Origin of the sequence: Pararhodobacter zhoushanensis (genome assembly GCF_003990445.1) — a bacterium.
In the GTDB taxonomy this organism is placed as follows: Bacteria; Pseudomonadota; Alphaproteobacteria; order Rhodobacterales; family Rhodobacteraceae; genus Pararhodobacter; species Pararhodobacter zhoushanensis.
Genome location: NZ_REEZ01000001.1, coordinates 914,457 through 938,800 on the forward strand (window position 1 = coordinate 914,457; position 24,344 = coordinate 938,800).

Annotated in this window: 27 protein-coding genes; 15 read left to right on the plus strand and 12 right to left on the minus strand. The window is 64.1% G+C overall.

Annotation, left to right across the window (positions count from 1 at the left end):
• Window positions 1-49: 49 nt before the first annotated feature.
• Both EAE28_RS04480 and EAE28_RS04485 read right to left on the minus strand, forming a co-directional pair.
• A complete protein-coding gene (locus EAE28_RS04480; RefSeq protein WP_127104601.1) occupies window positions 50-337 on the minus strand; it encodes an NfeD family protein in 288 nt (95 codons plus the stop codon).
• Window positions 337-1,218, minus strand: coding sequence for an SPFH domain-containing protein (locus EAE28_RS04485; protein WP_127104602.1), 882 nt, complete (start codon window positions 1,216-1,218; stop codon window positions 337-339). The genes EAE28_RS04480 and EAE28_RS04485 overlap by 1 nt, the downstream gene beginning before the upstream one ends.
• A gap of 185 nt (window positions 1,219-1,403) precedes the next feature.
• Here EAE28_RS04485 and ettA point away from each other — a divergent pair, with 185 nt between their 5' ends.
• Window positions 1,404-3,059 (plus strand): energy-dependent translational throttle protein EttA, encoded by a 1,656-nt coding sequence (gene ettA, locus EAE28_RS04490; protein WP_127104603.1) that lies wholly within the window; start codon window positions 1,404-1,406, stop codon window positions 3,057-3,059.
• A gap of 163 nt (window positions 3,060-3,222) precedes the next feature.
• Here ettA and EAE28_RS04495 read toward each other — a convergent pair whose 3' ends face one another.
• On the minus strand, window positions 3,223-3,705 hold the full coding sequence (locus tag EAE28_RS04495) for an REP-associated tyrosine transposase (RefSeq protein WP_220443880.1): 483 nt from the start codon (window positions 3,703-3,705) through the stop codon (window positions 3,223-3,225).
• 141 nt (window positions 3,706-3,846) lie between these two features.
• Between EAE28_RS04495 and EAE28_RS04500 the strand changes: the two genes are divergently transcribed.
• The 10 genes from EAE28_RS04500 to EAE28_RS04545 all read left to right on the plus strand — a co-directional run bounded on the left by EAE28_RS04500 (window position 3,847) and on the right by EAE28_RS04545 (window position 11,999).
• On the plus strand, window positions 3,847-4,176 hold the full coding sequence (locus tag EAE28_RS04500) for a hypothetical protein (protein WP_127104604.1): 330 nt from the start codon (window positions 3,847-3,849) through the stop codon (window positions 4,174-4,176).
• A 120-nt stretch (window positions 4,177-4,296) separates the two neighbouring features.
• Window positions 4,297-4,683: a DUF302 domain-containing protein gene (locus tag EAE28_RS04505; RefSeq protein ID WP_127104605.1), complete on the plus strand. Its 387-nt coding sequence runs from the start codon at window positions 4,297-4,299 to the stop codon at window positions 4,681-4,683.
• Window positions 4,684-4,815: 132 nt separating this feature from the next.
• Window positions 4,816-5,547, plus strand: a complete 732-nt coding sequence (locus EAE28_RS04510) for a GntR family transcriptional regulator (protein WP_127104606.1) — start codon at window positions 4,816-4,818, stop codon at window positions 5,545-5,547.
• Between the two features lie 38 nt (window positions 5,548-5,585).
• On the plus strand, window positions 5,586-6,857 hold the full coding sequence (locus EAE28_RS04515) for an aminomethyltransferase family protein (protein WP_127104607.1): 1,272 nt from the start codon (window positions 5,586-5,588) through the stop codon (window positions 6,855-6,857).
• Between the two features lie 92 nt (window positions 6,858-6,949).
• Window positions 6,950-8,116 carry an ABC transporter substrate-binding protein gene (locus EAE28_RS04520; protein WP_127104608.1) on the plus strand — a complete coding sequence of 389 codons (1,167 nt, stop codon included), beginning with the start codon at window positions 6,950-6,952 and terminating at the stop codon, window positions 8,114-8,116.
• 57 nt (window positions 8,117-8,173) lie between these two features.
• Entirely contained in the window at window positions 8,174-9,037 is an 864-nt protein-coding gene (locus EAE28_RS04525; RefSeq protein ID WP_127104609.1) for a branched-chain amino acid ABC transporter permease, read from the plus strand.
• Window positions 9,034-9,993 (plus strand): branched-chain amino acid ABC transporter permease, encoded by a 960-nt coding sequence (locus tag EAE28_RS04530; protein ID WP_127104610.1) that lies wholly within the window; start codon window positions 9,034-9,036, stop codon window positions 9,991-9,993. The genes EAE28_RS04525 and EAE28_RS04530 overlap by 4 nt, the downstream gene beginning before the upstream one ends.
• A complete protein-coding gene (locus tag EAE28_RS04535) occupies window positions 9,990-10,736 on the plus strand; it encodes an ABC transporter ATP-binding protein (protein ID WP_127104611.1) in 747 nt (248 codons plus the stop codon). The genes EAE28_RS04530 and EAE28_RS04535 overlap by 4 nt, the downstream gene beginning before the upstream one ends.
• Complete coding sequence (locus tag EAE28_RS04540; RefSeq protein ID WP_127104612.1) at window positions 10,729-11,445, plus strand: ABC transporter ATP-binding protein; 717 nt, start codon at window positions 10,729-10,731, stop codon at window positions 11,443-11,445. The genes EAE28_RS04535 and EAE28_RS04540 overlap by 8 nt, the downstream gene beginning before the upstream one ends.
• A 41-nt stretch (window positions 11,446-11,486) precedes the next feature.
• On the plus strand, window positions 11,487-11,999 hold the full coding sequence (locus EAE28_RS04545) for a MarR family winged helix-turn-helix transcriptional regulator (RefSeq protein ID WP_127104613.1): 513 nt from the start codon (window positions 11,487-11,489) through the stop codon (window positions 11,997-11,999).
• Here EAE28_RS04545 and EAE28_RS04550 read toward each other — a convergent pair.
• The 9 genes from EAE28_RS04550 to EAE28_RS04590 all read right to left on the minus strand — a co-directional run bounded on the left by EAE28_RS04550 (window position 11,996) and on the right by EAE28_RS04590 (window position 20,698).
• Window positions 11,996-12,472, minus strand: coding sequence for a GFA family protein (locus EAE28_RS04550; RefSeq protein ID WP_127104614.1), 477 nt, complete (start codon window positions 12,470-12,472; stop codon window positions 11,996-11,998). The genes EAE28_RS04545 and EAE28_RS04550 overlap by 4 nt on opposite strands.
• The gene (locus tag EAE28_RS04555) at window positions 12,472-12,885 is read right to left on the minus strand and encodes an acyl-CoA thioesterase (protein WP_127104615.1); all 414 of its coding nucleotides are present in this window, start codon (window positions 12,883-12,885) and stop codon (window positions 12,472-12,474) included. Before EAE28_RS04555 ends, EAE28_RS04550 begins: the two co-directional genes overlap by 1 nt.
• Window positions 12,885-14,306 carry a phenylacetate--CoA ligase family protein gene (locus EAE28_RS04560; RefSeq protein ID WP_127104616.1) on the minus strand — a complete coding sequence of 474 codons (1,422 nt, stop codon included), beginning with the start codon at window positions 14,304-14,306 and terminating at the stop codon, window positions 12,885-12,887. Before EAE28_RS04560 ends, EAE28_RS04555 begins: the two co-directional genes overlap by 1 nt.
• A 56-nt stretch (window positions 14,307-14,362) precedes the next feature.
• The gene (locus EAE28_RS04565) at window positions 14,363-15,814 is read right to left on the minus strand and encodes an aminomethyl transferase family protein (RefSeq protein WP_127104617.1); all 1,452 of its coding nucleotides are present in this window, start codon (window positions 15,812-15,814) and stop codon (window positions 14,363-14,365) included.
• Window positions 15,815-15,999: 185 nt separating this feature from the next.
• Window positions 16,000-16,458 (minus strand): MaoC family dehydratase, encoded by a 459-nt coding sequence (locus tag EAE28_RS04570; protein WP_127104618.1) that lies wholly within the window; start codon window positions 16,456-16,458, stop codon window positions 16,000-16,002.
• 36 nt (window positions 16,459-16,494) lie between these two features.
• Window positions 16,495-17,292 carry an IclR family transcriptional regulator gene (locus tag EAE28_RS04575; RefSeq protein ID WP_127104619.1) on the minus strand — a complete coding sequence of 266 codons (798 nt, stop codon included), beginning with the start codon at window positions 17,290-17,292 and terminating at the stop codon, window positions 16,495-16,497.
• 19 nt (window positions 17,293-17,311) lie between these two features.
• Window positions 17,312-18,229, minus strand: coding sequence for a DMT family transporter (locus EAE28_RS04580; RefSeq protein WP_127104620.1), 918 nt, complete (start codon window positions 18,227-18,229; stop codon window positions 17,312-17,314).
• Window positions 18,222-19,931 (minus strand): FAD-dependent oxidoreductase, encoded by a 1,710-nt coding sequence (locus tag EAE28_RS04585; RefSeq protein WP_127104621.1) that lies wholly within the window; start codon window positions 19,929-19,931, stop codon window positions 18,222-18,224. Before EAE28_RS04585 ends, EAE28_RS04580 begins: the two co-directional genes overlap by 8 nt.
• Window positions 19,932-19,945: 14 nt before the next feature.
• Complete coding sequence (locus EAE28_RS04590) at window positions 19,946-20,698, minus strand: SDR family NAD(P)-dependent oxidoreductase (protein ID WP_127104622.1); 753 nt, start codon at window positions 20,696-20,698, stop codon at window positions 19,946-19,948.
• Between the two features lie 199 nt (window positions 20,699-20,897).
• Between EAE28_RS04590 and EAE28_RS04595 the strand changes: the two genes are divergently transcribed.
• The 4 genes from EAE28_RS04595 to EAE28_RS04610 form a co-directional block, all read left to right on the plus strand.
• Window positions 20,898-21,938, plus strand: a complete 1,041-nt coding sequence (locus EAE28_RS04595) for a TRAP transporter substrate-binding protein (RefSeq protein WP_127104623.1) — start codon at window positions 20,898-20,900, stop codon at window positions 21,936-21,938.
• A 78-nt stretch (window positions 21,939-22,016) separates the two neighbouring features.
• A complete protein-coding gene (locus tag EAE28_RS04600) occupies window positions 22,017-22,580 on the plus strand; it encodes a TRAP transporter small permease subunit (RefSeq protein ID WP_127104624.1) in 564 nt (187 codons plus the stop codon).
• The gene (locus tag EAE28_RS04605) at window positions 22,580-23,911 is read left to right on the plus strand and encodes a TRAP transporter large permease (RefSeq protein WP_127104625.1); all 1,332 of its coding nucleotides are present in this window, start codon (window positions 22,580-22,582) and stop codon (window positions 23,909-23,911) included. The genes EAE28_RS04600 and EAE28_RS04605 overlap by 1 nt, the downstream gene beginning before the upstream one ends.
• Window positions 23,912-23,937: 26 nt before the next feature.
• Window positions 23,938-24,344: MBL fold metallo-hydrolase (locus EAE28_RS04610; RefSeq protein WP_484237548.1), on the plus strand; the 407-nt coding region annotated here is incomplete at its 3' end.

Consider the following 24,344-nt stretch of genomic DNA (forward strand, 5'->3'; position numbering starts at 1 on the left):
CAAACCCGCGATGCGCCTGTCAGCAAAAAGGGGCCTTTCGGCCCCCGTTTCAGTCTTCGTTGATGTCGTGGTCGATCTTCTTCAGCTGCCCGCTGCGCACGCCCAGAAGCGCGCGCATCGCCAGCCAGGCGATGACCGAGATCACCGCAAACACCAGCAGTGCGTTGATCAGCGACACCGACAGCCAGCCCATGCCGGGCAGGCCCAGCGCGATCAGCGCACCGGTTGCGACGGCACCGACCGCGAAGCCGGCAAACAGGAAGCCGGGCACCAGCACCTCAAGAATCGCCAGCGCCAGACCGGCAGCGATCCAGACCCACCAGAGCGATTCCAGCATCAGAACTTCCCTTTCAGCATCTTGAAGGCATCGCCAAAGGAATCCATCAGCGCGGCGGGCAGGATCACGGTTTGCTTGCCCTGACCCTCGGCGACCTTCTTCATCGCCTCAACCTGCGCCAGCGCGATCTGATACTGCGCGGCTTCAAGCCCGTTCTTGGCGATCGCCTCGGCGATCACGCCGGTTGCGTAAGCCTCGGCATCGGCGGTGACGCGCTTGGCCTTGGCTTCCTGCTCGGCGGCGTAGAGCTGACCATCGGCGGCCAGCTCGACCGCGCGACGCTTGCCCTCGGCCTCGGTCACCGCGGCGCGGCGGGCGCGTTCGGCGTTGAGCTGTTGCAGCATTGCGGCGCGGGTGGCTTCGTCAAGGTTCACGTCCAGAAGTTCGGCGCGGGTGACGACGATGCCCCAGTCGTCAACCACATCGGCAATCGCCGCACCAATCTTCTGCGTCAGGCGGGCGCGGTTCGACTGCACCTCGTCCAGCTCCATCGTGCCGATCTCGGAACGGACGATACCCGCCACCGTGGTCAGGATCGCGGCGTCCACGTCGCGGATACGGTAGACGGTCTTTTCCGGCTCCATGATGCGGTAGAATACCGAGGTTTCGACCTGCACCAGCACGTTGTCCGTGGTGATCGCGTCCTGGCGCTGGTTGGGCAGCTGACGCTCAAGGATCGACACCTTGTGCGCCACGGTGTCCACGAAGGGCACGATCAGGTTGATGCCGGGGCCAAGCACGGCGCGCAGGCGGCCAAAGCGTTCAACGACGTATTTCTGCGACTGGGGAACGATACGGACGCCCAGAAAAATCGAAATGATAATGAAGAGCGCGAGCAAGAGCAGCACAATGCTACCGCCGCCAATGAAATCGAGGGGCATGAAAGGCTCCGGGGTCAAGGGCTGTGGGATCGGAACGTCGTCTGGTTTCACATCACGGCCAAAATTGATCTTAACGGCAGCAGTATGGGCGCTGCGGGGGCAAAGGGGAAGAGGCGGCGCTTGCAGGTTTGGCCGCGTCCCTATAGGGAACGGTGCAAATCCCCGTTATTTTTGGAGTGACCGTCATGGCCTCGTATCAGTATGTCTATCACATGGATGGTGTGTCCAAGACCTATCCCGGCGGCAAGAAGTGCTTCGAGGACATCAACCTGAACTTCCTGCCCGGTGTGAAAATCGGTGTCGTCGGCGTCAACGGCTCGGGTAAATCCACCCTGCTGAAGATCATGGCCGGCATGGACAAGGACTTCAAAGGCGAAGCCTGGGCCGCCAAGGGCGCCAAGGTCGGCTATCTGGCGCAGGAGCCGTATCTGGACCCGGCGCTGGACGTGAAGGGCAACGTCATGCTGGGCGTCGCCAAGCAGCAGGCCATTCTGGACCGCTACAACGAACTGGCGATGAACTACTCGGACGAGACCGCCGACGAGATGGCAACGCTGCAGGACGAGATCGACGCGCAGAACCTGTGGGAGCTGGAAGCCACCGTTGGCGTCGCCATGGACGCGCTGCGCTGCCCGCCGGATGACGCGGATGTCGAGTCGCTCTCGGGCGGGGAACGTCGCCGCGTGGCGCTGTGCAAGCTGCTGCTGGAAGCGCCCGACATGCTGCTGCTCGATGAGCCGACCAACCACCTTGACGCGGAATCCATCGCCTGGCTGCAAAAACACCTGATCGCCTACAAAGGCACGATCCTGATCGTCACCCACGACCGCTATTTCCTCGATGACATCACCTCGTGGATCCTTGAGCTGGATCGCGGGCGCGGCATTCCCTACGAGGGTAACTATTCCGCGTGGCTGGCCCAGAAGGCCAAGCGCATGCAGCAGGAAGCCCGCGAGGACAAATCCAAGCAAAAAGCGCTGGAGAAGGAACTCGAGTGGATCCGCTCGGGTGCCAAGGCCCGTCAGGCCAAGGGCAAGGCCCGTATCGCGCGCTACAACGATATGGCCGGTCAGACCGTGCTGGAACGCGCCACCAACGCGCAGATCATCATCCCCAACGGCGAGCGTCTGGGCAACAAGGTGATCGAGGTCGTCGGCCTGAAAAAGCACATGGGCGACAAGCTGTTGATCGAAGATCTCAGCTTCACCGTGCCGCCGGGGGCCATCGTCGGGGTGATCGGCCCGAACGGCGCCGGGAAATCGACGCTGTTCCGCATGATCACCGGCGGCGAAGCGCCCGATGAAGGCACGATCGAACTGGGCAACACGGTGCAGCTGTCCTATGTCGACCAGTCGCGCGATGCGCTCGATCCGGCCAAGACTGTCTGGGAAGAAGTGTCCGGCGGGTCCGAGATCATCCAGCTGGGCGACATGCAGATGAACAGCCGGGTCTATACCGGGGCGTTCAACTTCAAGGGCACCGACCAGCAGAAGAAGGTCGGATTGCTGTCAGGCGGTGAGCGCAACCGCGTGCACATGGCCAAGCTCTTGCGCTCGGGCGGCAACGTGCTGCTGCTCGATGAGCCGACCAACGATCTGGACGTCGAGACGCTGCAGGCGCTGGAATCGGCCATCGACGAATTCGCCGGCTGCGCAATCATCATCTCGCACGACCGTTTCTTCCTTGACCGTCTGTGTACGCACATCCTCGCCTTCGAGGGCGACGCGCATGTCGAGTGGTTCGAGGGCAACTTCGAAGACTACGAGCAAGACAAGATCCGCCGCCTTGGCCCCGACGCGCTGGAACCCAAGCGCGCCAAATACAAGCGCTTCTCGCGCTGAGCTGGGCTGACGGCTTGACGGCCCCGCGGGTGTGATCCCAGCGGGGCCGTTTTGCTTTTGGGGATCCGGGTAGGGTGCGCTTCAGCGCACCGTATCGTGGAACGGCAGGCGCAGACGGTGCGCTGAAGCGCACCCTACCCCGCCTTCACCGGCAACCAGCCAATCAGGCGGCACCATGCCGCACCGCAGGTCGCGGTGCACTGAGGGACAGCGGCCAGTCGACCGCCCGCGCCACCAGCCCATGCGCGACCGGATCGTCCCAGCAGTAGCGCATATGCCGCTCGTAATCCGCTTCATCCCTGATGTGATGCTCCCAGAACCGCCGCTGCCAGATCGCCTTTTCCCGCCGCGCCGCATGGCTTGCGCGCTGCGCGCCAACCGCCAGCCCGCGCGAGAAGCGCGTCTTGATCGCTGCCCAGCGCAGGCTGTAATCGCCGTCCCCCGGCGGCAGCGTCCACAGCGCGTGCAGGTGGTCGGGCAGCACGACAAACGCGTCAATGCCAAAGGGCCGTTGGTTGCGTGTCTGCAAGACGGCTGCGCGCAGGCGATCCACCTCTCGCAGCAGCAGGTCGCCCCCCTGTTGCGCCAAGGAGACGGTGAAAAAGATACGGGCGCCGGTGGCGAAGGGGCGGTGATAGCATGACATCGCTCCACCGTTTCAGCCCGCAATGAACAAAGCGTTATCGCGCCAGAAGATATTTCTGCGACGCCGCCGAATCCCTCTTCCGGCAACGCCCGGCAGGCTCTATGCCAATCGAGTTATCCCCTCGTTCCAAAAGGTTATCCCATGTCCCTGCGCTCAATGCGTATTGCTACTGCGGCTGCCATTCTTGCGGCGTTTGCCGCTCCGGTGTTTGCCGAAGACATCGTCTTCACCCTCAACAATGCCACCGCGACCGACGTGATGGAATTCTACGCGTCGCCGACCTCGGCTGACGATTGGGAAGACGACATTCTGGGTGCCGACATCCTTGGTGCCGGTCAGTCGGCCGAGGTCACCATACAGGGCGACCGTGGCTGCGACTACGATCTGCGCGCGGTTTTCGCGGACGAGACGGAAGTGACCGACTCGATCAACCTGTGCGAGACGAGCGATTACACCATCGTCGACGAATAAGTCGGTCGCCTTCGACTGTCTCCGCCGCGCAGCACCCCTGCGCGGCGTTTTGCATTTCGGCGCAAGGCTTGTGCTGCGCCCCCTCGCCCCCCATCTTCTACTGTGAAGAGGAGGCTCATCATGCCCTATACCATCGACCGTCTGTTCCCCGGCGCCGCCATTTCCGATATCGACGCCCGCACCCGCTCGGCCTTGCAAACCAAAGGGTTTGGCGTGCTGACCGAAATCGACGTCAAGCAGACCATGAAAACCAAGATGGACAAGGACATGTCGGGCTACCGCATCCTGGGGGCTTGCAGCCCCGGCATGGCCTGGGCTGCCATCGGACTTGAGCCCAAGGTCGGCGCGATGCTGCCATGCAATGTGATCCTGCGCGAGGTCGAGGGCGGGGTCGAGGTTTCGGCGATTGACCCGGTGGCCTCGATGTCGGCGATCGAGAACCCCGAGTTGCACGCGGTCGCCGGCAAGGTCCGCGACATGCTGGCCGAGGCGATCGCGGCGATCTGAGTCAGAAACGTATACGCTTTTTTGTGATCATCACGGAATGAGCGCAATAAGACGCAAATAAATCCAAAAACGTATACGAATCGTTGACAGACCTCCCTGTGCCGCCCTAGCGTGCAGCACAAGGAGGCCGCTATGCAGGACCAGGACAACACCCAGTCGCAGACACTTCGGGCCGTGCTTGGCCTGCGCGGGCTGATCATCGACGGCTTGCTGGCCCCCGGCGCGCGGGTGGCCGAGCCGATGATCGTCGAGCGTTTCGGCGTCTCGCGCACCCCGGCCCGCGCCGCTTTGGCGCAACTGGCGGAAGAGGGACTGCTGGAGCGCCGCGAAACCTCGGGCTTTGCCGTCAAGGCCTATAGCGCGCAGGATATTTTTCAGGCCATCGAGATCCGCGGCACGCTGGAAGGCCTCGCCGCCCGCTATGCCGCCGAGGGCACGGTGCCCAAGGCGCTGCTGATGCGGATGCGCGCCTGTGTGGCCGAACTGGATGACGTGGTCGGCAACCTGTCGGCGGATGTGGACCAAAGCGATTACGTCCGCCTGAACGACGAATTTCATCGCCTGCTGATCGAGGCTTCGGGCAGCGAGATGGTCGCGCGCTCGCTCGACCGGATCAAGGCGCTGCCCTTCGCCGCGCCCAATGCCTTTGTGCAGTCGCTGGCGCTGGATCATGCCTCGGTCAAAAAGGTGCTGATCATGGCGCAAGAGCAGCACCGCGCCATTGTCGAGGCGATTGCACAGGGCCATGGCGCGCGCGCGCAAGCGCTGGCGCATGAGCATTCCTTCTGCGCCGCGCGCTATCTGGAATTGCTGCAAGCCCGCGATCACGCGATCCCCTGGGTGGCTGCGGGCACCGACGGCTAAGGCCGCACCAAACCTAGTCTGACAACAAGGAGGCGGTCATGACTGACCTGCAGGCCCTTCGGCGCACGCCCGAAGGCTATTTCACCACGCGCTGGGGACAGCCCGAATACACCGACTGGCAGGACGAGAGTCTGTCGTGGAAAGAGGGCTGTTACATCGGCGACTGGTCGTTCCTGTGGGAGCGCCGGTTCCGGGGGCCGGATGTGTTGAAGTTGTTCTCGGACGTCTCGGTCAACAATTTCGACACTTTCGCCATCGACCAGTCCAAGCACGTGATCCACACCGAGGAGTTCGGCAAGATCATCGCCGAGGGTGTGTTGACCCGGCTCAGCGACGATGAGGTGATGCTGTTCGGGCGCGGCACTTTCTGGGTGGACCACAAGCTGCGGCATGGCTCGTACAACGTGCAATCGCAGGCCGACGACTGGTTCAATTTTCAGGTTCAGGGGCCGGACGCGATCCATGTCGTGGAAAAGGCCAGCGGCCAGTCGCTGCGCGACGTGAAGTTCATGCACAACGGCCATATCACCATCGCCGGGTGCAAGGTGCTGGCGCTGCGGCAGGGCATGGCGGGCGAGCTGGGGTTCGAGCTGCAAGGCGACATCAACCGCAGCGCCGAGGTGTATGAGGCGATTCTCGACGCCGGGCGTGACTTCGGTATCCGGCGGCTGGGCGGGCGCACCGCGTTCATCAACCATCTTGAGGCGTGTTTTCCCACCATCGTCACCGACTATCTGCCCGCAATCTTCGAGCCGTCTATGCAGGCCTATCTCGATGAATTCCGCGCAGCCCTGCCCGCCTTCGCCTCGACCTTCAATGTCGCGGGCAGCTTTGAAGGCGACCGGATTTCCGACTGGTATCGCAGCCCGGTCGAGCTGGGCTGGGCCAACCGCATCCATCTGGGTCACGACTTTATCGGGCGGGACGCGCTGGCCGCAGAAAAGGCCAACCCGCGCCGGGTGATCCGCACGCTGGTGTGGAATCCCGAGGATGTATCGACGGTCTATACCTCTTTGTTCCAAAAGGACGGCCTGCCCTACGACTGGATGGAAATGCCCCGGGATCAGCGCGGGTTCATGTATTGCGACCGGGTGATGCGCGAAGGGCGGGACATCGGCGCGACCACCTCGCGCGGGTATTCGTATTCATTCCGCGAAATGCTGTCGCTGGCCACCATCGATGTCGGCGAGGCCGAGATCGGCAGCGCGGTCAGCGTGCTGTGGGGCGCGCCCGGCAGACCCCAGATCGCCATCCGCGCAACCATCGCGCAGGCCCCTTTCAAGCAAGACAACCGGCGCGCTTCCTACTGAACCAGAGCGGCAAGATATGTGTTGACAAAACAACTCGATCCGCCATGCTGAAATCGTCAACGGTCAGCGACCGCAGACATTGGGAGGACTTCATGAACACACCATCAAAGCGGCTTCTGGCCGCGCCGATCCTGCTTGCCCTGATGGCAGGCAGCGCACCGGCAGATACCATCCGGGTCGGTGTTATCGCCCCGCTTTCCGGCCCCTTCGCGATCTGGGGTCAACAGTTCCAGCAAGCCATCGAGGTCTTTCAGGCCCAGAACGGCACCGAGGTCGGCGATCACACGATCGAGTTCCTGTACCGGGACTCGGGCGGGCCGAACCCCGATCAGAGCCGCGCCATGGCGCAGGAATTGCTGATCCGCGAGCAGGTCGATTACATCGGCGGGCTGGTCTTTACACCCAACGCTCTGGCCGTGGCCGAGCTGCTCACACAGTCGGAAACGCCCGGCGTGATCTTCAACGCCGCGACGTCGATCATCACCCAGCAGTCCGACTATTTCGTGCGCACCGGCTTCACGCTGTGGCAGGTGACGGTACCAATGGCCGACTGGGCGCTTGAGCAGGGGATCACCACGGCGGTTACGGCGGTGACCGATTATGGCCCCGGCATCGACGCCGAGAACGCCTTCCGCTCGGCCTTTGAGGCCGGTGGCGGCACCGTGCTGGACCAGATCCGCATGCCGATCTCGACCACCGATTTCGCGCCCTTCATGCAGCGTGTGCGCGATCAGTCGCCGCAGGCCGTCTTCGGCTTCCTGCCCGCAGGCCCGCCCACCTATGCCTTCACCCGCGCCTATAACGAGAACGATCTGCAGGGCGCCGGGATCACTTTCCTTGGCACCGGCGAGACCGACGAGACCACGCTCGACGCGCTTGGCGATCAGGCGCTGGGGCTGCACACGGCCTATCACTACTCGGCCGCGCATGACTCGGCGATGAACCACGCGTTCACCGCGATGCTGGCCGAGATGTATCCTGACAGCGTGGCGAACCTTGCCTCGGTCGGGGCCTATGACGGCGCCGCGCTGATCTATCACATGGTCGACGTGGCGGGCAGCGATGGCCCCGCGGCGATCGAAGCGGCCCGTGGCTATGCCTGGGAAAGCCCGCGCGGGCCGGTGTCGATTGACCCCGTCACCCGTCACATCACCCAGAACGTCTATATCCGCGAAGTCGATCACGACGAGAACGGTCGCCTGATCAACCGCGAGATTGCCACGATCGAGGCCGTGCCGGATCTCGGCCTGAGCCAGTAACGCCCTGACCCCGGGGCCGCCCGCGCAAGGGCGGCCCTTCACCGGCGGAAGCATTGCATGAACACGTTTCTTTCCATTCTTGTGGACGGGATTGCTTACGGCATGATCCTGTTCATGATCTCGGTCGGGCTGTCGGTGACGATGGGTCTGATGCGGGTGATCAATCTGGCCCATGGCGGCTTTGCCATGCTGGGCGGCGCGCTGGCGCATTGGCTGATCGCGGCGGGTCTGGACTATTGGTCGGCCATGGCGCTGGCTGTGGCGGGCACCATGCTGATCGCCCTGCCGCTGGAACGCCTGCTCTATCAGCGCATCTACCGGATGGGAGAGCTGCAGCAGGTGCTGGCCACCATCGGCATCGCCTTTCTGATGATCGCCTCGGTCAATCTATGGCTGGGGTCGACCATCCTGCCGATCCCGACCCCGCCGCTGCTGCGCGGTGCGCTGGATCTGGGGTTCCGCACCCTGCCCTATCACCGCATCGTCGTGATCATCGCCGGGCTGATCGTCATCGCCCTGCTCTTCCTGCTGATCGAGCGTACCCGCTTCGGCATCCGCCTGCGCGCCGCCGTGGATCACCGCGCGACGGCCTCGGTTCTGGGCATCAACACCGCCGCCATCTACGCGCTGACCTTCATGCTGGGCGCGGGGTTGGCCGCTTTGGGTGGCGTGCTGGGGGCCGAGTTGCTGCCGATCGACGCCTATTACCCCCTTCGCTACATGGTGCTGTTCCTGACCGTGGTCGCCGTGGGCGGCATGGGCTCGATCACCGGCTCGTTCGTGGCGGCGCTGGGTCTGGGCATTCTGGACACCGCCGCGCGCTATCTGGTGCCCGATTTCGGCACCATCGCCTTTTACGCCGCGATGATGCTGCTGCTGACACTGCGCCCGCATGGGCTGATGGGACGGGGCCACGCATGAAACTGACCCCGCTCACCAAGGGCCTGCTGGCCGATGCGCTGCTGATCATCGCGGCTGTCGTGGCCTTCTATGCCTTCCCCTATGACCTCGCCTTTCTGACCCGTATCGTCATCATGGCGATCCTCGTGCTGTCGATTGACCTGATCCTTGGCCTTGGCGGAATCGTCACGCTGGGACAGGCCGCGCTTTATGGCTCGGGCGCTTATGCCGCCGGGCTGTTCGCTATCCATATCTCGGGCGACCCCCTGCTGGGGCTGGCGGTGGGTATGCTGGCCGGGGCGGCGATTGCCTTCCTCTCGGGCCTTTTGCTGATGCGCGCCGAGGGGCTGACACTGATCATGCTCTCCATCGCCGTCGCGCTGGTGCTGCAAGAGATCGCCAACCGCGCCCGAGACTGGACCGGCGGCGCGGACGGGATGCGCGGTATCCGCATGGACCCGATCCTTGGGCTGTGGCGCTTCGATTTCATCGGGCAGACCGGGTATATCTATGTCTGTTGCGTCCTATTCGTGGTGCTCTTCGCACTCAAGGTGCTCAAAGCCTCGCCGCTGGGCCTGATGGCGCGCGGCATCCATGAAAGCCCGGCGCGGATGCGCGCCATCGGCGCGCCGGTCTACCAGCGCCGCCTGATCCTCTACACGCTGGGCGGAGCAATCGCCGGGATCGCGGGCGCTTTGGCCGCGCAGATCACGCAGCTGGTCAGCCTTGAGGTCTTCAACTTTTCCCACAGCGCCGAGGCGGTGATCATGCTGATCCTTGGCGGTGCCGGGAAGCTTTACGGTGCGATCATCGGCACGGTGATCTTCATGGTGGTGCACCATCTGGCGGCCTCGGTCGATCCGTTCAACTGGCTGTTCATTATCGGCGCGCTGGTGCTGGGGGTGGTGTTCTTTGTCCCGCAAGGGTTGCTGGGCGTGCCCACGGCTTTGAAGCGCCTGATCGGGGGTGGCAAATGAAGGGGCTGCAAACCAAGGGGCTGAACAAAAGCTTCGGCGGGCTGGTCGTTGCGCGCGACATCACGCTGAGCCTGCAACCGGGCGACCGCACGGCGCTGATCGGGCCGAACGGCGCGGGGAAAACCACGTTCTCCAACCTGATCACCGGCATCCTCAAACCCACCTCGGGCCAGATCCTGCTGGACGGGCGCGACATTGGCGGCATGGGTGAAGCCGCGCGGGTGCGCGCCGGGATCGCCAAGACGTTCCAGATCACCACGCTGTTCAAGCACCTGAGCGTGCGCGAAAACATCCGCCTGCCGATCTTAGAGCGCGAGCGCCGCGCGCTGCGGTTCTGGCATCGGGCGGACCGCGACAAAGGGGTTGAGGCCGAGATCGAGGCGCAACTCAGCGCCTTCAACCTGCTGGGCCTTGCCGACAGGCCGGTGCAGGACCTGGCCTATGGCCAGCAGCGGCTGGTCGAAATGGCGATGACATTGGCGCTGAAACCCCGCGTTTTGATCCTCGATGAACCCGCTGCCGGTGTGCCGTCCTCCGACAGCCACCTGATCACCGGCGCGATCGAGGCGCTGCCTGCAGATCTGGCCGTGCTGATCATCGAGCATGACATGAAACTGGTGTTTCAGGTCGCCCGCTCGATCATCGTGCTGGTCAATGGCGCGATCCTGACCCAAGGCACGCCGCCCGAAATCGCCGCCAACCAACAGGTCCGCGACCTGTATCTGGGAGCGCATCATGACTGAGCCGGTTCTCGAACTCGACGGCCTGATCGCGGGCTATGGCGACACGACGGTGTTGCAGGGCATCTCGCTCAGCGTGCCCAAGGGCCAGCGCGTCGCCATCATCGGGCGCAACGGGGTGGGCAAGACGACGCTGCTGGCCACGATCATGGGGCTGACAAAGCAGCACGCGGGCTCGCTGCGCTTTCAGGGCCAAGACCTGCGCGCCCTGCCCCCGCACCGGCGCTCACACCTTGGGCTGGGGCTGGTGCCGCAGACGCGCGACATTTTCCCGTCCCTGAGTGTGGAAGAAAACCTGATCGCGGGCATGCGCGGCGATGCAACGCTGGAGGAAGCCTATACGCTCTTCCCCCGCCTCAAGGAGCGCCGCCGCAATGGCGGGGGGCAACTGTCGGGCGGCGAGCAGCAGATGCTCGCCATCGCGCGCACGCTGATGGGCCGCCCGTCGCTGTTGATGCTGGACGAACCGCTCGAAGGGCTGGCCCCGGTGATCTGCGATCAGCTGATGGAGACGTTCGAGCATCTGGCCGATGACGGCCGCCACACCATCCTGCTGGTCGAGCAGCACACCGACCTGGCCTTGCGCTTTGCCGAGCATGTGGTGATCCTGGACGCAGGGTCAGTGGTGCATAGCGGTCCCGCCGCTGCGTTGCGGCTTGACCCCACAATCGTCGAACGCCATGTAGGCATCGGGCTGCCGACCGGGGTTTGAACACCGGGCACGGGCCCTTGAGCACCAGACAGGGACGCACCGTGACCGACAAGACCCCGGCCCAAACCTGCCCCGAGGCGCGGATTTCCAGCCCGACGACCGAACGCAATGGCCGCGCGGTCGTCGACATTAACCAGTACACGCCCTATTTCCTGTCGGCGGTGAACAACAAGCTGTCACGCGGCGCGTCACAGCTCTACCTTGAGCGTTTCGGGATCGGCATTGTTGACTGGCGGGTGATTTCGATGCTGGCGATCGAACCGTGGATCGCCGCTGCGCGGATTTGTCAGGTTGTCGAGTTGGACAAGGCCGCGACCAGCCGCTCGCTGAGCAAATTGTCGGAACAGGGCATTCTGGATCACGAGATCTCGGAACAGGACATCCGCCGCCGGACATGGGCGCTGAATGACAAGGGCTATGCGCTGCACGATGCCGTGCTGGCCGTCGCGCTGGACCGCGAGAATACGCTGATCAGCGGGGTTGAGCCGCAGGATCTGGAAATCTTCCTGAAGGTCATGCGCCAGATGCACGGCAATCTGGCGCAGATGGACTAAGCGCCAACGATCCGTACCGCGTCCAGACACAGCGGCACCGCGCGGGTGCCATCGGGATGCGCCGTATCGCCGGGATAGACCCGCGCGCCGGGGGGCATCACCGTCCAGTCCGCCGCCTGATCGGCAAAGATGTAATGCGTCCGCGCCGGGCTGCGGTCAAAGGCGTTGGGATCGTCCAGCGTGCCCGCAAAGATACCGACAAGGCTGGGAAAGCGTTGGAATTCCAGCCACAGCTTGGTGCCGCAGCGCTCGCAGAACTGGATATGCACGAGGTTGCCGCTGCCCTCGGACAGCTGGTCATAGACGCGGGGTGTGCCCTGTAGGAGGCGGAAGTGGTCGCGCCTGAACAGCGCGTCCACCAGATAGGCCCCGCCCGTCGCCCGCTGGCAAAACCGGCAGTGACAGACGGTCACCGTTGCCGGTTGGCCGTCCGCCTCATAGGCGATATCCCCGCACAGGCAGCGTCCCTGCATCACTCCCCCCTGAACCGCGCCACCAGTTCAGCCGGGATCGGCGCCGATTTCAAGCCGCGCTCAACGTCCTTGATCGTCCAGACGCGGGTCTCGAACCCCTCGACACACAGCTTGCCGTCCTTGGTCAGCGTGTGGCGGATGTCAAAACTGCGGTCCTTGATCTCGGCGATCTCGGTGGTGATCTCGACATCATCGCCATAGCGGCAGGGTGCCTTGAAGATCGCGCGGGTATCGACCAGCGGGCAACCGGCGGCGTTGAAGCGCGCCAGCATTTCCTGCTTGGGCCAGCCTGCGGCCTCATAGAGCATAGTCGTGCCGTGGTCGAACCAGCGAAAGAACTGCGGGTTGAAGACGATCCCAGCAGGGTCGCAATCGCCCCATTCCACGCGGCGTTTGAGGGTGCTCGACAGCATCAGCCCTTGTTCCTTTCGTCAAAGACGCGCTTGGCCTTCATTTCCGATTTCGGCAGCGAGTTGGGGGTGCGCACCTCGACCGCGCAGCGGATTTCGCAGCGCGAGCGGATCTCTTTGGCCACCACATCGGCGACGGCGCTGTCGGTGTGTTCCACCAGCACGGTCATCACGTCCAGCCCGTCATCCATCGTGGTCAGGCGGATCTGGAACTCGTCGCCGGTGCCCTTGATCGCGCGCACGGCCTCTTCGATCTGCACCGGGAAAAACTTGATGCCGCGCAGGTTGATCAGATCGTCCGAGCGCCCGGTCAGGCAGCCCATGCCCTTGATATGATTGCGCCCGCAGGCGCAGGGGGCATCAGACAGGCGGGTATAATCCCCCACCAAAAACCGCAGCTGCGGCGAGGATTCGCTGTTGAGGTTGGTGCAAACCGTGATGCCCTTGTCGCCCATCGGCACCGGGGCAAGCGTGTCAGGATCGACGGTTTCCCAGACCTGAATATCCTCCATCAGGTGAATGAAGTTCTCATCCCCCGTCTGGTATTCCGGGCAGGAATAGCCGCCGCAATGCGGGCTGACCTCGGTGCAGCCGTAGAACTCGACCGACATCGCGCCCCACAGGTCCTGCAGTTTCTCAACCGTCCCGGCGACGCCCGAGAACGGCTCGCCGCCAGTGACCAGCCATTTGACCGAGCTGGCAGCCGGATCGAGGCCCATCTCGCGCATCACCCCGCCGAGGTAAAACGCATAGGACGGCGTGCAGACCAGCGTCGTCGGCTTGAACCGCTCGATGATCGTCGCGCGCGCTTTCGCATCCATGCCGCCGCCGGGGATCACCGGCAGGTTCATCGCGGCCAGCGTGTATTGCACGCCCCAGGCAAACACATGCGGGCCAAAGCCGACCATCGGGAACGCCGTGTCGCCCTTGCGCAGCCCGCCGGAATAGAGCGCGCGGGCGTTGGCCTGCTCCCAGAACTTGCGGTCGAAATGGGTGTAGCGGAACACGCGCGGCACCCCGGTCGAGCCTGAGGACGAGAAATGCATCCAGCCCCGGTCGGCCCATTCGTCCGGCCCGCAGGCGGTATAGGTGCCAAAGGGCGGATGGGCGATGGCGTCTTCCATCATCTCTTGCTTGGTGATCACCGGCCATTTGGCGATCAGGTCATCGACCGATTTCAGCGCGGTCGGGGCCAGCCCCAGCCCGTCAAACCGGCGACGGTAGAAATCGCTGTTTTCATAGAGAAACGGCGCGACCGAGGCGATTTTCTCATCCTGAACCGCGCGGATCTGGTCGCGCGACCAGGTGTCCATCGGTGACCAGTACTGCGCGTTCAACGGTGTCGATCGGTCCTCAAGATATTTCTCCAGCACGCCATGCCAGGCGCGCCGGGTTTCTTCGGCCCGATTTGTGGGATGCGTCATGATCTCTCCTCCCCGCAGATGGCCCCGCCCGGCTCCCCCCGGGCGGGGCACTGTTCTTACACGTCCAGCGTCGAGCCGCGTTTGATGCCGATGTCGGTGCGGTAGCTTTGCGCCGCCTGACTGATCGGGCTGGGTGCCACCGTCGCGCGGATCTTGACCTGCTTGTGCTTCTCGATGTTGCCAGCGCTGCGGTCGCCGCCGCCATCTTCGCCCCAGAGCAGAACCACTTCGGTGCCCGGCTCGGTGAACCCGGCGTCGAGCGAGGCCAGCGACATCATCGCCCGCTCATTCGCGGTATAGCCCGGATAGGTGGCCAGACCGATGGTTTTGCCCTCGGTGTCGGTCACGCGGTCGTAGTGCATCCGCCCGGCGGCGGCCAAAGGCAGGGTGATCGGCAGCGGCTTGTCGCCTTCGGCATCTTCGAACTGCGACTGCATGACCGCCAGCACATCGTCGGCGTTCCACACCAGCGTTACTTTCTTGCGGTGCGGCTGATCCTTCATCGCTTCCAGCGCGGCACGGCCGATATAGTCGTGGTCGAACTTGATGATATGGCCATAGTTCACGTCATAGGGCGTCAGGTAATAGTCCTGAATATCAGGGCTGTAGAAGCTGCCGCCCAGCGACATCCGCATCGCCGCGTTCTTGGCCGAGCACCAGTCGCGATAGCCCTTCATCCCCTCGCCGGTATACACCGCCGAGACCGGCACCGCCCACCAGCCGCTCTCGATCACGGTGGTGAAATAGGCGATCGAGCCGACCATGCGCAGGCCGTATTTCTTGCCCGCCGATTGCAGCAGGCGTTTGACGTCCTTGTAATCCGCCCAGGGGCCATAGATTTCCAGCCCCGGCATGCCCCCCATCGAATGCCGCATGCCGCGCGCCTTGAACTGGCCAAGGTTGATTTCAGCCGATTTGAAGAACTTGATCTCGGGCAGCGGGCCGCCGTTCAGCTCTTCCAGCAGCTCCCAGGCGCGCGGGCCTTCGACCTGTAGGCGGTAGAATTCTCGCTTTTTGGCCGGGTTGAGCGTCCACATCGCGTCCAGCTCGGTGGTGACGTCGAAATCGAGCGCCTGCGCGTTGTATTCGACCCATTCGGTCGTCGCCGGGTTGCCGACGACCATGTAGTCATCCTCAGCCATGCGGTAGAGGATCGCGTCGCCTATCAGATAGCCTTCGGGCGAGCAGCAGACGAGCTGCTTGGCCGCCCCGATGCCGAAGTTCTTGAAGGTGTTGACCGACAGGTATTGCGTGAAGGCCAGCGCATCGGGACCGCGCACGTGCAGCGACTGCATGTGATAGCTCTGGTCATGCACCGCGATGGTGTTGCGCCAGGCCCATTGCTCGTCGCGCCAGGTGGTGAATTCGGGGCGCACGCCATCGCCGGGCATCATCTGGGTGTAGATGGTCAGCGCGTTCTTGGGGGCGTTGCGGAACAGGTGATCGGTCACGCTGGGCACCTGCAACAGCAGATCGCTCAGCGACTTGGGGGCAGTGGTCTGGGTCATCTTGGTCATCCTCCTCCGGGGCCGTGCGCGCGGTGGTCTTGTCTCATCGCCGTGTCTGGTCGGGACCAGAGCTCCTCCTCGGACGGTGATGGAACGCGCGTTTAGTTGTTATGTCAACACGTCTGTTGTTGCCGATACGTGTTGTTATGTCAACTCATTTCGCGCGCCAAGTTGCAGACCGGATTTTAACCCTTGCGGTAGATCAGGCTCAGCCAGCGCGCCGCCAGCACCGGGCGCTCGCGGCCCTCGGCCTCGATTGTGATGTCAGTGTGCAAAAGGAACTGGCCGGGCCGCTTTTCGACCATATCCGCCAGCACAAACCGGCCCCGTATCCGGGTGCCGCTGCGCACCGGGGCCAGAAACCGCAGCCGGTCACAGCCGTAATTCACCCCGGTGCCCATATCCGCAATCGCCAGATCGGCCCAGACGTCATACAGCATCACCGAGATCATCGACAGCGACAGGAACCCGTGCGCAATGGTGCCGCCAAACTCGGACTGCGCAGCGGCGGCGGGATCGACGTGGATGTCCTGCCAATCCTCGGTCACATCGGCAAAGCGGTCGATGCGCGACTGATCGAGCAGATGCCAGCGCGAGACACCCAGTTCCTGACCGATACGGGTCTTCAGATCGTCCAGAATCATCGCAGCCTCCCTATTGGGAAGGATCAAACCATCCTGTCAGGCCGGGCGATAGCCCAGATCCGCCGAGAGACTTTGCGTAAAGTTAAGCGTCGCCTGCACCACCGGGCCGGACTGGCGCAGGTCGATGGCTTCGGTCGGGCCGATCACCGTGACCGACAGCTTCATCTCGCCGGTATAATCGAAAATTGGCGCGGTAACGGCGCTGATGCCGGGGATCGGCAGGTCGATGGTGATCTCGAATCCCTGTGCGCGGATACTGTCCAGCGACTTGCGAAAGCCTTCGCGGTCAAAGGCGAAGCGCAGCTCGGAACTGGCGCGCTCTTGCAATTCGCGCTCTACCTGCGGGGCGGTCACGGCCTCGGGCAGATAGGCGGCGAACAGCCGTCCGGTTGCGGTGTTGGTCAGCCCGAACCCGCCGCCCGCCCGCACGTTGGCATGGATGCGGGCAATGCTTTCGCGGACATGCACGATGGTCACGCCGTGCAGCCCCCAGACCGACAACGCGACCATCATGCGCAAATCCTCGGCCAGCGCGCTGACCCGCAGAAAGGCTTCGTGATAGGCGTCCTGCGCGCGCAACCGGCTGAGGCCGACCTCCAACGCGAACGGCCCCAGCCCGTAAAGGCCGGTGTCCGTCTGCTCGACCATGCGCATGGCGCGCAGGCTGACAAGATAGGGGTGCAGCTGGGCGGGGGCGACATCGACCGACTCGGCCAGATCGCGCAGTTTCAACGGGCCGGTGGCCTCGGCCATCACGCGCAGGATCGCGCCTGCCGTTTCCAGCGACCGGATGCCGCGTTGCGCCTTGCCCTGTTTCTCACCCGCTGCGTCCACGCCAACCCCCTCCAAACACTTACCCTCTGCTAGCGCCTTGGCCCGCCTCGGGCAATCGCGCAGCGCCAGAGCGGCGCAGATCCAGCGACACGATCAGCCCCAGCGTGGTGACGCCAACGCCCGTCCATTGCAGCGCGTTGGGCCAGTTCCCGGTCAGCGGGATCGCCAGCAGCACGGCGGTCGAGGGCACCAGCGCGGAAAACAGCGCCGCGCGCCCTGCCCCCAAGCGCTGCACCGTGGCGGCGAAGATGACGAAAGCCAGACAGCCACCGACCGCGCCCTGATAGAAGACCTGCTCGGCCCACAGGCCCGGTGCCATGCGGGGAAAACCCCAGATCAGCAGGTAGAGCGGGAAGAACACCACCGTCGCCAGCGCGGCGATTGCCGCCGTGGTCTCAACCGGCGGCAAGCGCCAGCGGCCCATGACATAGACGTAGCACCCCCAGAGCGAGCCCGAGGTGACGAAGAACAGATCGCCCAGCAGGACCGAGCCGCCCGCCTGCCGGGGCGGCGGCGCATCGGCGGCGATGGTCAGCAGCCCGCAGATCAGGATGCCCATCCCGATGCGCCGGTTCCAGCTGAGCCGCACCCCGTCGCGCCAGCGGACCAGCAGATTGGCCACCAGCATCGACATGCCCGGCCCGATCACCACCGCATGCGACAGCGGCGCGTACTGAAAGCCCTGATTGAAACACAGCGCAAAAACCGGCCCGACCAGCAGCGTCAAAACCGCCACCTGCCGGAATGGCGGGAGGCGGTGGCGGGCCAGAATGAGCAGCGGCAGCATCAGCACCGCCGCCCCGCCATAGCGCAGAAGGGTCAGGTCAACGGGCCGGAACCCGCTGGCCTGTCCGATCTCGGCGCCGACGTTATAGACACCCCAGCTGAGCGCCGCGAGCAGCCCGAACAGGACGCCATGGCGCGCCGGTTCAGTCATTCGCCGACGACATATGCCGCGCGGCGATATAGCCAAAGGTGATGGCCGGTCCCAGCGTGATGCCGCCGCCGGGATAGTTGCCGCCCATGATCGAGGCCGCGTCGTTGCCGACCGAATAGAGCCCGCGCATCGGCTTGCCCTCATCGTCCAGAACCTGCGCGTTGCCGTTGGTTTTGAGCCCCGCAAAGGTGCCCAGATCGCCGACATACAGGCGCACGGCGTAGAACGGGCCGTCCTTGATCGGCGCAAGACACGGGTTCGGGCCGTGCTCGGGATCGCCCAGCGACCGGTTGTAGCTGGTCGTACCCTTGCCAAAGGCCGGATCTTCGCCGCGTGCGGCGGGGCCGTTGAACTCGGTGACCGTCTGCTCCAGTTGCGCCGGATCGGCACCGATCTGCGCCGCCAGCTCGGCCAGCGTTTGCCCGCGCAGCAGGTAGCCGTTCTTGATCAAGGCCTTGTACGGCACCGGCGCGGGTTTGGCATAGCCCAGCCCGTATTTGCGGAACGCGCGATGATCGGTGATGAACCACGCGGCGGGCTCGGCCCCCTCGGGGCCTTCCTCGGCGCAGCGCTTGACCATCGCCTGACAGAAGTCGTGGTACGAGTTCGACTCGTTCACAAACCGACGGCCTGAGCGGGTCACGGCAATGACACCGGGTTTCGAGCGGTCGACGAAATGCGGGAAGGTGCCCAGCGTGCCGTCTGCCTTGACCGGGCGCGAGATCGGCACCCAGGCGGCGGCATGCGGCAACGTGGTATCGACCACCGCGCCCACCGATTCGCCCAGACGCAGCCCGTCCCCGGTGTTGCCCGGAGGCGCAGGCGAGACGTGCTCATAGCCCGTCGGTGCGTGCGGCATCAGCTCTTTGCGGCGTAGCATGTCTTGCGGGAACCCACCGGCGGCCAGCACCACGCCCTTGCGTGCGATGATCTCGACCGGGCCATCGCGCCGCTCGACCCGCGCGCCGATCACATTGCCCGCGTCATCGCGCAGCAGGGCGCGGACGGGGGCATGGGTCCAGATCGGGATATTCTTGTCAAAGGCAGATTTAGCCAAGCGCCCGGCCAGGGCGTTGCCATTCATCAGGCGCATGGGTCGGCCGTGAAAAGCCATATCGCGCAGGAACTTGAAGAACAGTTTGGCGACATAGAACGCCGAGACCGGCGAGCGCATCACGTTGAAAAAGTGCAGCAGCTCTTTGCCCGAGCCGATCATCATGCCCAGAAAGGTGATCTCTTGCAGCGGCGGGCGCAGGCGTTTGATCTCGTCGCCCAGTTCGCGCCCGTCAAAGGGACGCGCGACGATGGAACGCCCGCCGTCCATGCCGCCGGGGGCATCGGGGTGATAGTCGGCAAAGAAGGGTCCAAGGTCGAACTGCAGCGAGGTGTTTTCCTCGAAGAAGGTCACCGCCTTGGGACCAGCCTCCAGAAACGCATCGACGCGCTCGGCGTCGAAATGCTCGCCCGCCTCGTGTTGCAGGTAGATCCGCGCCTTTTCGGCGTTGTCCTCAATCCCGGCGCGCAGTTCAGGCCCGTTGCCGGGGATCCACATCCAGCCGCCCGAACGCGCCGTGGTGCCGCCGAAGACCGGCTCTTTCTCGACCACCAGCACGTCCAGCCGCCGGTGCGCCGCGGCCACCGCCGTCGACAGACCGCCCGCGCCCGAGCCGATTACCAGAACATCAACCTCTTGTCGTTTCATCGTCTTATCCTTGATCACGCGGCCAGATAGCCGCCATCGACGGGCAGCAGCGCGCCCGTCATGTAGCTCGAAGCGTCCGAGGCCAGGAACAGGACCGGTCCGACCAGCTCCTCGGGGCGGCCCGGACGGCGCAACGGGGTATGGGCCATGAAGCGGCCAATCGCGTCGGGATCGGCGCGGGTCACTTCGGTCATGGGGGTTTCGATCACGCCGGGCGCGATCGCGTTGACGCGGATGCCATCGGGGGCAAGGTCATGCGCGAGCACCTTGGTCAGTTGCAGCACCGCGCCCTTGGACGCGGCATAGGCCGCCAGCCCCGGCCCCGCCGTCACCGACATGATCGAGCCAAGGTTGACGATACGCCCGTTGGTGGCGCGCAACTGGGTCAGAAAGGCGCGGATCATCTGCATCGTGCCGGTGGCATTGACCGCGATCACCGCGTCCCAGTCGGCGGCGAAGGTGTCGGCGTCGGGCAAGGTGCGGCGGATGATGCCCGCGTTATTGACCAGAATCGCCGCGTTCCCAAGGCCGTCTGCAACCGCCTGCGCCGCCGCCGCGCAGGAGGCGGGGTCGGTGACGTCCAGCGTCAGGCCGATGGCCTGACCACCCTCGGCGATGATTCGGGCGGCCAGTTCGCGCACCGCGTCGCCCTGCACATCGCAGCACGCAACCTTCGCGCCCGCAGCGGCCAGACCCAGCGCAATCGCGCGTCCATTGCCCTGCGCGGCCCCTGTCACCACCGCGACGGTGCCCTGAATTCCTTGCATACTCATCCTCCCGTTGCATCCAACGTGGCCCGACACGACCCAAGATCGAGTGGAGCCCTCTTCTCTGCGTCTCGCATAAAATTTGTTTGTTGCAAACCGATTTGTTTATACCTAACGTCCAGACAGTGCCGGACGCAACCCGTCGCGACGCCGGAGGGAAGGGCCCGACACGCGGGCCGCAATCTGTGGGAGGACAGACATGTCAAAATTTACCAAACTGCCAGTTCTGGCAGCAGCCGCGCTTGCCGCGGCATCGGGTGTTGCCAACGCGCAAACCTTTGATCTACAAAGCGTCTTCGGCCTGAACGTGCCGTCGATCGGCCCCAGCCCGCAACTGTGGGCCGCGCGCGTCAATGAGATGACCGACGGTGCCGTGACCATCAACGTGCATGGCGCGGGCGATTTCGTGCCGCCGTTCGAGGTGTTCGGCGCGGTCAGCTCGGGCGCTCTGCAAATGGGCTTCGACTGGATCGGCTACTGGGCGCAACAGATCCCGGTCGCCAACCTGATCGGCTCGATGCCCTTCGGCCCGACCCCGGATATCGCACTGGGCTGGATGTTCCAGGGCGGCGGTCTGGAGATCATCCAGCGCGCCTATGACCCGTTCAACGTCAAGGTTCTGCCCTGCCATCTGGTCGGCGCTGAAGCGGGCGGCTGGTTCAACCGCGAGATCAACACCCCCGCCGACCTGCAAGGCCTGAACATGCGCATCGCCGGTCTGGGCGGCATGGCCATGGCGCGTCTGGGGGCCAACACCCAGCTGGTTCCGGCTGGCGAGATCTTCCTGTCGCTGGAAACCGGGCGCATCGACGCGGCTGAGTTCTCGGCTCCGCAGCTTGACGTGGGCTTCGGCTTTCAGCGCGTGACGCAGTACTACTACTTCCCGGGCTGGCACCAACCGTCGAGCTGGGACAGCATCATCATCAACATGGACGTCTGGAACGGCCTTGATGAGCGCACCCAGGACATCATGACCGAGGCCTGCCAGGCCAACATCGCCTACAACCTTGGCGATCAGGTCAACAGCCAGGCTGCCGCCATCGCGACGATCCGCGAAGCCGGCACCGATGTGCGCCGCTTCCCCGATGAAGTGCTGGTTGCCCTGCGCGAAGCATCGGACGAAGTGCTCGACGAGCAAGCTGCGCAAGACCCGATCTTCGCCGAGGCGCTGGCCTCGCTGCGCTCCTACATGGACAGCGTCGGCGAATGGAGCACGCTGCAGGCTCTTCCCGCGCGCTGATCAGCGTGTATTGATCGCAAGACACTGACCCACGGGCGGCCAAGGTGCCGCCCGTGGGCGTCAAAAGGGGGCGACGCAATGCCGGTATTCTTCAAACATGTGATGGCCGTTCTGTGCTGGCCCGCGCGCTGGGTCAGCTGGCTGACGCTGCCGCTTATCGTGACGATCCTGCTGTCTGTGGTATTGGCCAAGATGGGCCAGAACTCGCTGATTGCATGGGATGATCCGATCCCGGTGCTGGGTCGCGGGCTGACCGTGAACAGCTTGTTTGACGTGCAATGGTACATTTTTGCGCTGCTGGTGCTGTTTGGCGGGGTCTGGGCCCTGCGCGATGACCGTCACGTATCGGTCGATTTCCTGTCGCTGATGATGTCGCCTCGCCAACGGCTGTGGGTGCGCATGCTGGGCGATCTGTTTTTCCTTCTGCCCTTCTGCGTGATCATTGCCTGGTATGGCTGGAACTTTGCCGGTGTCGCCTGGCGTACCGCCGAGGCTTCGACCCAGGGCGGACTCAACAGCCGCTGGCTGATCAAGGCCGTGGTGCCGCTGTCGTTTGGCATGCTCGCCCTGCTGGGGCTGACCCGCGCCATCGGCACAGCGATCCAGCTGGCCAAGGGCGACCTGACCGAGGATATCCGCTAATGGAACATATCTGGCCCGCCTTCATGCTCATCGGCCTGATCGCCGGGATTTTCACCGGCTATCCGGTGGCCTTTGTGCTGGCAGGCATCGGCATCATCTTTTCGTTCCTGAACGGCATTCCGATCCTGTTTCTGTCGATGGGCGTGCAGCGGATCTATTCGGGCACGCTGACGAACTGGCTGCTGGTGGCGATCCCGCTCTTTGTGTTCATGGGCCTGATGCTGGAACGCTCGGGCATCGCCGAGCGCCTGATGCGCTCGCTCGCCTCGCTGTTTCGTTCGACGCCGGGTGGCTATGCGTTTTCGGTGATGATCATCGGCGTGATCATGGCTGCCTCGACCGGCATCATCGGCGCGTCGGTGGTTATGATGGGGATGATGTCCCTGCCCGCCATGCGCGAGGCGAAATACGACATGAAGCTGGCCAGCGGGTTGATCGCCTCGTCCGGCACGCTGGGTATCCTGCTGCCGCCGTCGATCATGCTGATCATTCTGGGCGACCAGCTGCGCGTGTCGGTCGGTGATCTGTTCATGGCCGCCATCGTGCCGGGTCTGGTGCTGTCGGGGCTGTATTTCCTCTATATCGGCGGCGTGGCGATCTTTGCCCCGCACCGGGTGCCTGCGCCCGAGCGGATCGAAAAGACCAGCCTTGGCCAGACGGTCTGGGCACTGACGCGCGATCTGGTGGCCCCTCTTGTGCTGATCCTGTCCGTTCTGGGCACGATCATCGCCGGTGTCGCCACCCCCACCGAATCCGCTGCCATCGGCGCGGCGGGCGCGCTGATCCTTGCGCTGCTGTCTGGCAATTTGAAGCTGCCGACGCTGGGCGGCGCGCTGTACGAGACCACCAAGACCACCGCCATGATCGTCTTCGTGATGATCGGCGCGTCGATCTTTTCGGTGGTATTCCGGCGGCTGGGCGGGGATGCGATGATCCTCGATCTGTTCAACATCCACGAGACCAGCCCCCACGCCGTTCTCTTCATGATCATGCTTCTGGTGTTCATTCTGGGCTTTTTCCTCGACTGGGTGGAAATCACCGCCGTCGTGGTGCCCATCGTCGCCCCGATCGTCGCACAGCTTGATTTCGGGCTGCCGGGTGATCAGGTGATGATCTGGTTCGCCATTGCGCTGGCCGTGAACCTGCAAACCAGCTTTTTGACGCCGCCCTTCGGCTATGCGCTGTTCTACCTGCGCGGCGTCGCGCCCGATCTGCCGATCTCGACGATCTACCGTGGCGTTATTCCTTTCGTAATCATCCAGATCACCGCGCTGTTGCTGGTGATCTTCTACCCTGCCATCGCGCTCTGGCTTCCCATCGCGTTGCGCTGACCCCTTCAAGACCGGAGACTTGACCTATGTCCAAAGCCTTTGCCTCTGCCGGCGACATGGCGGAAAAAGCGATTTCCTTCACGCAAGTGGGTGAGGGCCTCTATGCCTTCACCGCCGAGGGCGATCCCAACAGTGGTGTCATCATCGGCGACGAGTCGGTGATGGTGATCGAAGCGCAGGCCACCCCGCGTCTGGCGCGCAAGGTGGTGGAATGCATCCGCTCGGTCACCGACAAGCCGATCAGCCACCTCGTGCTGACCCACTACCACGCCGTCCGCGTGCTCGGCGCCTCAGCCTATGGCGCGCCCGAAATCATCATGTCCGACACCGCCCGCGCCATGGTCGTCGAGCGCGGACAGGAAGACTGGGACAGCGAATTCGGCCGCTTCCCGCGCCTGTTTCAGGGCCATGAGGAAATCCCCGGCCTGACCTG

What these genes read in the sequence shown, in the direction of transcription:
- EAE28_RS04480 (WP_127104601.1), bottom strand. Translation starts at nt 337, where the DNA reads ATGCTGGAATCGCTCTGGTGGGTCTGGATCGCTGCCGGTCTGGCGCTG.
- EAE28_RS04485 (WP_127104602.1), bottom strand. Translation starts at nt 1,218, where the DNA reads ATGCCCCTCGATTTCATTGGCGGCGGTAGCATTGTGCTGCTCTTGCTC.
- ettA (WP_127104603.1), top strand. Translation starts at nt 1,404, where the DNA reads ATGGCCTCGTATCAGTATGTCTATCACATGGATGGTGTGTCCAAGACC.
- EAE28_RS04495 (WP_220443880.1), bottom strand. Translation starts at nt 3,705, where the DNA reads ATGTCATGCTATCACCGCCCCTTCGCCACCGGCGCCCGTATCTTTTTC.
- EAE28_RS04500 (WP_127104604.1), top strand. Translation starts at nt 3,847, where the DNA reads ATGTCCCTGCGCTCAATGCGTATTGCTACTGCGGCTGCCATTCTTGCG.
- EAE28_RS04505 (WP_127104605.1), top strand. Translation starts at nt 4,297, where the DNA reads ATGCCCTATACCATCGACCGTCTGTTCCCCGGCGCCGCCATTTCCGAT.
- EAE28_RS04510 (WP_127104606.1), top strand. Translation starts at nt 4,816, where the DNA reads ATGCAGGACCAGGACAACACCCAGTCGCAGACACTTCGGGCCGTGCTT.
- EAE28_RS04515 (WP_127104607.1), top strand. Translation starts at nt 5,586, where the DNA reads ATGACTGACCTGCAGGCCCTTCGGCGCACGCCCGAAGGCTATTTCACC.
- EAE28_RS04520 (WP_127104608.1), top strand. Translation starts at nt 6,950, where the DNA reads ATGAACACACCATCAAAGCGGCTTCTGGCCGCGCCGATCCTGCTTGCC.
- EAE28_RS04525 (WP_127104609.1), top strand. Translation starts at nt 8,174, where the DNA reads ATGAACACGTTTCTTTCCATTCTTGTGGACGGGATTGCTTACGGCATG.
- EAE28_RS04530 (WP_127104610.1), top strand. Translation starts at nt 9,034, where the DNA reads ATGAAACTGACCCCGCTCACCAAGGGCCTGCTGGCCGATGCGCTGCTG.
- EAE28_RS04535 (WP_127104611.1), top strand. Translation starts at nt 9,990, where the DNA reads ATGAAGGGGCTGCAAACCAAGGGGCTGAACAAAAGCTTCGGCGGGCTG.
- EAE28_RS04540 (WP_127104612.1), top strand. Translation starts at nt 10,729, where the DNA reads ATGACTGAGCCGGTTCTCGAACTCGACGGCCTGATCGCGGGCTATGGC.
- EAE28_RS04550 (WP_127104614.1), bottom strand. Translation starts at nt 12,472, where the DNA reads ATGCAGGGACGCTGCCTGTGCGGGGATATCGCCTATGAGGCGGACGGC.
- EAE28_RS04555 (WP_127104615.1), bottom strand. Translation starts at nt 12,885, where the DNA reads ATGCTGTCGAGCACCCTCAAACGCCGCGTGGAATGGGGCGATTGCGAC.
- EAE28_RS04560 (WP_127104616.1), bottom strand. Translation starts at nt 14,306, where the DNA reads ATGACGCATCCCACAAATCGGGCCGAAGAAACCCGGCGCGCCTGGCAT.
- EAE28_RS04565 (WP_127104617.1), bottom strand. Translation starts at nt 15,814, where the DNA reads ATGACCCAGACCACTGCCCCCAAGTCGCTGAGCGATCTGCTGTTGCAG.
- EAE28_RS04570 (WP_127104618.1), bottom strand. Translation starts at nt 16,458, where the DNA reads ATGATTCTGGACGATCTGAAGACCCGTATCGGTCAGGAACTGGGTGTC.
- EAE28_RS04580 (WP_127104620.1), bottom strand. Translation starts at nt 18,229, where the DNA reads ATGACTGAACCGGCGCGCCATGGCGTCCTGTTCGGGCTGCTCGCGGCG.
- EAE28_RS04585 (WP_127104621.1), bottom strand. Translation starts at nt 19,931, where the DNA reads ATGAAACGACAAGAGGTTGATGTTCTGGTAATCGGCTCGGGCGCGGGC.
- EAE28_RS04590 (WP_127104622.1), bottom strand. Translation starts at nt 20,698, where the DNA reads ATGCAAGGAATTCAGGGCACCGTCGCGGTGGTGACAGGGGCCGCGCAG.
- EAE28_RS04595 (WP_127104623.1), top strand. Translation starts at nt 20,898, where the DNA reads ATGTCAAAATTTACCAAACTGCCAGTTCTGGCAGCAGCCGCGCTTGCC.
- EAE28_RS04600 (WP_127104624.1), top strand. Translation starts at nt 22,017, where the DNA reads ATGCCGGTATTCTTCAAACATGTGATGGCCGTTCTGTGCTGGCCCGCG.
- EAE28_RS04605 (WP_127104625.1), top strand. Translation starts at nt 22,580, where the DNA reads ATGGAACATATCTGGCCCGCCTTCATGCTCATCGGCCTGATCGCCGGG.